This is a genomic window from Rhizobium sp. BK376 (assembly GCF_004341625.1).
In the GTDB taxonomy this organism is placed as follows: Bacteria; Pseudomonadota; Alphaproteobacteria; order Rhizobiales; family Rhizobiaceae; genus Rhizobium.
Genome location: NZ_SLZG01000039.1, coordinates 25,419 through 31,498 on the forward strand (window position 1 = coordinate 25,419; position 6,080 = coordinate 31,498).

6 protein-coding genes are annotated in these 6,080 nt (G+C 56.3%); 4 read left to right on the forward strand and 2 right to left on the reverse strand.

Annotation, left to right across the window (positions count from 1 at the left end; genetic code table 11):
• Positions 1–33 precede the first annotated feature (33 nt).
• A complete protein-coding gene (locus EV561_RS34155) occupies positions 34–723 on the reverse strand; it encodes an HNH endonuclease (protein ID WP_132528326.1) in 690 nt (229 codons plus the stop codon).
• Between the two features lie 200 nt (positions 724–923).
• Between EV561_RS34155 and EV561_RS34160 the strand changes: the two genes are divergently transcribed.
• Positions 924–1,487: a recombinase family protein gene (locus tag EV561_RS34160; RefSeq protein WP_132528327.1), complete on the forward strand. Its 564-nt coding sequence runs from the start codon at positions 924–926 to the stop codon at positions 1,485–1,487.
• Between the two features lie 17 nt (positions 1,488–1,504).
• On the opposite strand, the gene EV561_RS34165 is transcribed toward EV561_RS34160, so the two are convergent.
• Positions 1,505–2,212, reverse strand: a complete 708-nt coding sequence (locus tag EV561_RS34165) for a hypothetical protein (RefSeq protein WP_132528328.1) — start codon at positions 2,210–2,212, stop codon at positions 1,505–1,507.
• A gap of 893 nt (positions 2,213–3,105) precedes the next feature.
• On the opposite strand from EV561_RS34165, the gene EV561_RS34170 reads away from it, so the two are divergent.
• The 3 genes from EV561_RS34170 (at position 3,106) to EV561_RS34180 (ending at position 5,692) form a co-directional block, all read left to right on the forward strand.
• Positions 3,106–3,630, forward strand: a complete 525-nt coding sequence (locus EV561_RS34170; protein ID WP_132528329.1) for a hypothetical protein — start codon at positions 3,106–3,108, stop codon at positions 3,628–3,630.
• 76 nt (positions 3,631–3,706) lie between these two features.
• Positions 3,707–4,297, forward strand: a complete 591-nt coding sequence (locus EV561_RS34175; protein ID WP_207910648.1) for a hypothetical protein — start codon at positions 3,707–3,709, stop codon at positions 4,295–4,297.
• A 54-nt stretch (positions 4,298–4,351) separates the two neighbouring features.
• On the forward strand, positions 4,352–5,692 hold the full coding sequence (locus EV561_RS34180; RefSeq protein ID WP_132528330.1) for a hypothetical protein: 1,341 nt from the start codon (positions 4,352–4,354) through the stop codon (positions 5,690–5,692).
• Positions 5,693–6,080 lie beyond the last annotated feature (388 nt).

Here is a 6,080-nt window from a genome sequence, read left to right on the forward strand (position 1 = left end):
CCCCGGTGGCCTTTCTGCCTGTGCTATCTCGATTTATTTTCCAATGATTGCTCGAAGTTCCTCGACTGTCAGTTCATCACGCTTTCGATGCAGCATAGCATGACAGTTTGGGCATACCGGCACCAAGTCGCGGATCGGATCGACCTTATGTGATGCTCCGCGCGCACCGAGCGATCTCCGATGATGCACATGGATAAAACCGGCGCCGCGCTCCCCATACATCTCTTCGAAGTCTAACTCACAAACTGAGCACCTCGCTTTATGATGGTCAATGCACCTTTGCCGCGCAACCGGGTCACGCTCATAGCGGTTCACCAAGATTTGCGTTGTTGCGCCTTCTTCAAAAAGCTCGTCACCGGGAACAACCTCATCGGGGAAAAGCATATATGCAATGCGGCTTCGATCTCGCGCCCAGTATCGGACGACATTGCTTCCCCAGGTTTCGGGCGCTGTCTTGTACTCAAGTTTGTCGACTAGGCCGCGTCGAGACCAGTAGTTTAAGACTTGCGAGGAGAAAGAATACGCACTGTAGCGGACTTTGGCGCCTTTCCCGCCTGCACCGTACCGATCCTCAATTTCTTTCCACCACGACGGGCGCTCAGTTTTCATCAACGAAGCGAAGTCTGCGGTTGAAAAAGGAGCCCATTCAAACAACGCCACGAGCGGGGCGAATTCTGCTTCGGGTATGAGCTGCTCGATTTTAAGTTCTCTCTTGTCGATCATTATTTTGGGTCCTCTCCCGCGCGGATCAGAGAGTTGTAGCTGAATCGTTCCGTAACGTCAGCTCCGGCAATCTCAATAGGGCAAGCCCTTGTGAGTCTCCCAAAAGCATCGTCAAATAGTCTCACAGGAGTGTGATTGACATTTTGAGACTCATGGTATCTCATAGTCAAAGGTTCATGTTAGACTATGAGGAGACCGCGATGGCAACCGTACTGATAGGCTATGCCCGTACTTCCACCACCGACCAGAAGGCTGGCCTTGATGCCCAGCTCCGAGACCTCGAAGCTGCAGGCTGCACGAAGCTGTTCAAGGAGCAGCTATCTTCGGTGGCCAATGAGAGGCCAGAGCTAGAGCGCGCCCTTGAGTTTGTCCGCGAGGGTGACGTGCTGGTGGTGACGAAGCTGGACCGCCTTGCCCGCTCGGTGGCAGACCTTGTGGCGATCACCGAGACCCTCAAGGTCAAGGGCGTCGAGCTTCGCATTCTGGCCCTCAATCTGGATACCTCGACACCGACCGGAAAGCTCATGCTGAACCTCCTGGGGTCTATTGCGGAGTTTGAGCGGGAGCTGATGCTGGAGAGGCAGCGCGAAGGGATCGCCAAGGCCAAGGCAGACGGCAAGTACAAAGGTCGAGCACCAACGGCTCGTAGTAAGGCAGACGAGGTGCTTGCCATGAAGGCGGCGGGCAAGAAGGTCGCGGACATTCAGGCCGCTTTAGGTATCAGCCGAGCGAGCGTCTTCAGGATACTCAAAGAAGCGGCCTGAGGTTCTAACGAGCGGGTTCACTGCTTGCTTTGCCTTGGAGGCCATCGTGCCATCTCATTGCCCAAGAGCGTCTGATATGCTTCATCCCTCGGCGGCGGAGTCAATTCGATCGCCACAGCTACCAAGTTCGCTAAGTCGCCACCAGAGTCCGCTATATCTCTGACGTACACGTGGGCTTTGCATCCGGGAGCGGCGGCAGAATCGAGCAGCCCGCAGATGTTTTCGATCTGGTTGGACTGCGTGGGTCCGAACCCCTCAAGGTCAAGCACCCAAGGTTCCCCTGGATTGCCAGCACGGTTGCCGGAAATCTGCCATTGTCGGTTCGTGTCGTCTGGAGGGTTAAACGTCACGTTTTCGAGGTCCACCGTTGCGGGCCAACTCGTGGCCGTGCCTTCGGTATTATCGAAGAAGGTGGGGTTTTTAACGCTCGAAGGCAAAGGTGGGTAGGCCTTTAAGTCCGCCTTCGTAGCAGAGGCTGAGATGGCTTTCGCATCATTCACCAAAGCCGGATAGATTTGCTGCAAGTCCGCCGCCACGAGTTCGCCTGCGGCTTTTCTAAAGGTTTGCTCGTCGGCAAGGCAGTGCTGTTTCTCGCCATTTTGCAAGACACCATAGTTGACGTAGTCGGCGCAGGCCTTCATTCGCTCCGCCAAAGTGTCATCAGAGCAGCCTGCGAGGATCGCAACCCCTAACGATATAAGTATGGCAAAGTTCGCTCGGCTCATTGCTGATCACCGTGAGGTGCGGATGGCTGGACCGCCTCCGCGAATGGCCGGTCGTTATGGCCCCAAGGTAGGCAAATGGGCTTTCGAGTGCTAAATCCATAGCACACCGAGAGTTCGCCTGTCGTAGTATCCATGCGAACGATGTAGGACTCATTCGTGGGCGAAAACTGGTAGCGCCCCAGTGAGCCCAAGGGCGACAAGTTTAAGATCGCCACAGCCCCGAGAATGACGCCGACTGCCGCCAGCAAGACGACGTTGCTAGGTGTCATCGAGGAGCGCCGTACAGATGAAGAGGCCCCTGTTGAGGGAGGGCTGTCGCTGCTGGGAGGATGCGTGTCGATTGCCATATCGGTTTCCTTCAAGGCAATCGCCTGCGGTTCGCCCCCGCAAGCATAGCCTCCATGACCCCTGATCGGGGAGTTGGAAAACCGACTCGGTCGGTCCCTGAAGCCTTTAGTTCGGTGAACCTGGACATACGCCACAGGCTCCCCGACCTAGAGAAGGTCAAGGATCGATCTCCCTTCCGGTGGGGACCATACCGCCGAGTTCAGGGTTTCCACGCCCCGGAGCGCCGCGTCTGCGCTCGGCTTCCTCTTACGATATCTTCAATTGATTGCCAACGCCGTACCCTATCGAAGAAGGGCGTGTCGTTTCCCTGCGTCTCGGTGCAACCGAGTTGGGAGACGGAGGGGAGTCTTGAGCTCTAGGGGTTGCCTATGGCCCAAAGGGTGTGCCCCGAGGTCGGCACGTAGTCAGGGGTCTCCATGCTCGTTGGGCTAAGGGGCGGTTTTTTTCGACCCCCTTTATTTCGATCGCCCGACCACTGGAAATCGATGGCCCACGAGATGAGATTAAATTGCACTCAAATGCCAACACAGTCAGCGGAGACATTGATGGAACTGAAAATCAAACAAGAGAGATGGCGGATTTTCCAACTGAACGCGAAGGTAATCGGAAAGCTACAAGGAGCTAGTCTGATGGCTTACTGCGGTCTGTATGGAGGCCAAGTAATCGCTGGCTACGGACGCTGGCGTGACACTATCACACCTTATGCATACGCCATTGTAGATTTTCTCGATTTGGTTGGGGATGCACGCGATGAGCCAGCCAGTAGGCTTTGCGTTTTGCCAAAGAACAAGGGCGTGGACATCTATCTAACCAACCATGCACCCCTCTGGCGTGAACGCGGAATCAATGGGCACCATCAAGTGCCCGAAGCCAAAGACGAATGGATAAGGGCCTCGACCAGTCTAGCCGAGCAAAAATTTAGCCTGACTGCTGACTACAAGGCCTTCAAGGAGGACGCGCGCAAAATTGATCGCCTACTGAATAAGATAGGGACAATCGCGGAAAGACAACAGGTCAAGGAAGGTCCAGCTGTTCGCCTGCCTCGCGGCTGGGAAGCTGAAAATGCCTAAGTGCCTACTTCCTGGGTGCCGGCGGGAGATGCTGCCGCGCTTGGGGACTAACGGTCAATGTTATTGTCGGTACCATATGCAGCACAAAGCCCGCCACGGGTCGCACTGGCACGGCACCTACAAGGCTTCCGAATTGCTACCATATGTGCACAGCGCGGAGGAATGGCTGAAGGCTAGTCGCCACCACCCCATCTATCAGGCGGCCTACTGGGAGCTTGAGCACATGATAGCGGGCGCGGGGCGTCCCGAGCCGGCGATGAATCTTCGTGGGCAGTCTGCTGAATATCGTGCCCGGACGGCGTTCGCTCGGGTGAGGGCGGCTGAGGTTCCCACTAGGCGGCTGGTTGTCATCTATCTGGCTGTCGCCGCGCTGATCGAAGACGACTGGAAGAGCCACAATGTCCGAGAGTTCCGCATCGTGCAAGCCGCGAAGGCTGTCCATAGGTTGGCAAGCGGCACTCACCGCAAATGGGAGACCGAAGGCCTGCGACCTGTCGAGCTTCACGTCTATCCACGGTCCTCGGGGCACGTCTTGAGGAAGATGGGTGAGGTCTTGGAGAAGGCTTGCGGCGAACTTGCGGGCGTTGCCGTGCCGGAAATCATCGAGCTGCGGACCGAACGTTTCGGGCCCCATCCATCCCACCAAGTCGCCGCTGCGGCGTCCTAATCAACGAAAAGTCCTCACCACCGTTTGATCACCTCAGAGGGGGTGGGGACGCACATGTTGGAACCGACCGTGCCAAAGCAGAAACCTCACGCAGAGTCCGACAACGAACCCCATGTTCTGTACTTTAACTCATGGCTCACCGCTGACGGTCCCGGCCTAGCCGCTCTAGTGGATGCTGTCTTTGATCTAACCCCGCCCCTAGAAATCACGCCCGGAAGGAAACACAGAGCTGATGCTGAGGGCCGCCGAAAGCTTTGCATCACGGCACTCACCGCCAATCTTTGCATGGTGACGCTAAATCCGGCAGAGTTTGACGGCTTGGCGGTCTCGCTTAGAAACCTTAAGCGAAGCCGATATGACCGTCCTGGGTTCAACGCGGATGTCCTGAGAGCGGCGATCGAGCAGCTTCATGACGCGGACCTTATTACCGTCCAAGATCCGGTCTTTAAGGAGAAGCGAACCGTCGTGATACCGTTGCCTCGGCTCCTCGCCCTCATCAATGAAATGAACGTCGGCCTTTCGGATATCCGTCAAGCGGAAGGCCGGGAGACAATCGAACTCTGGGCCGGCAGCAGCAGGCAACACAATAAGGTCCTCGTTGACTATACGGATGACGAGCGGACCAATCGATTACGGGCCGAAATGATCGCTATCAACGAAATGCTCAACGCGGCGGACATTCGGCTTGGTGGTGAGCCGATGGGGCCTATTCACGTCTTTCGCATCTTCCAAAGTGGCAAGCTCGGTGACCGTCAGATGTTTGACCGACACGGCAGGCTCTATGGGGGCTTCTGGGAGCACCTCTCGAAGGATAAGCGCTATCTGTTGACGATGGGAGGCGAACCGGTTGCGGATTTGGATTTCGTTTCGATGTTCGTTCAGCTTGCCTACTGCCGGGTTGGGGTTTCGCCATCTGTCGATGATCTCTATGCGATACCGGGCTTGGAGGGACAGCGGAAGGTGGTGAAGCATTTGATGGCCTCCCTATTCTTCCGGGAAAAGGCGGCGCTGCGGCTTCCGAAGGGCATCAGCCGGGAATTGCCCGAAGGCTGGAGCATGGAGCGCTTCAAGGCGGCGGCCTCAGCCTTTCACCCCGCGATAGCCCACCTATTTGACACGGATATCGGTTTCGAGCTGATGGCAACCGAGAGCGAAATCCTCGTCGGCATACTCCTAGAGTTGGCCTCGAAGGGAATTGCTGCACTGCCGATGCACGATGGGATCATGGTGGGCGCCGGCCACAACGAATTCGCCATTGAGACGATGCAGAAAGTCAGCGAGAGCAAGGCCGGACGGATACTGCCGGTAGTCGAAAAGCCAATCCTCCAGCCGGCAAATAACTCCCCCCTATGGAGTACTTCTGGGGTGCCTCTGAGTGACAGCTTGATTGCCTAAGCCCCATCATCTCCTTCATCTCAGAGGCGGACTTAAGCCGACTTCGAGCATGACCGAAAAGGATGCTCTGAGCACAGTAGCAAGCTATCTGTCCTTAAAGTCACTGACTTAGAGCATAGCCTTCATGCCCAGCCGTCGAGCATTCCTTGCAGCGATGAGGAGTGGAGGGATAGCCGACACATCTAAGGGGGCTTAGGGGGCTCCATGTTGCCTTTGGGTCGCCATCGCGCCATCATGCGGCAAGGGGACTTTGAGATAGTCGAAAATGCGATGGTCGTTGTCTGCCATCTGGACGTAAGCGCGCTTTTCAGTGCACGTCGTAAATCGGCTTGAAGCGGCAGCTTATGCGGTCTGTTTTTTATAGTTGAAGGGCAGCAGGTCGTCGATA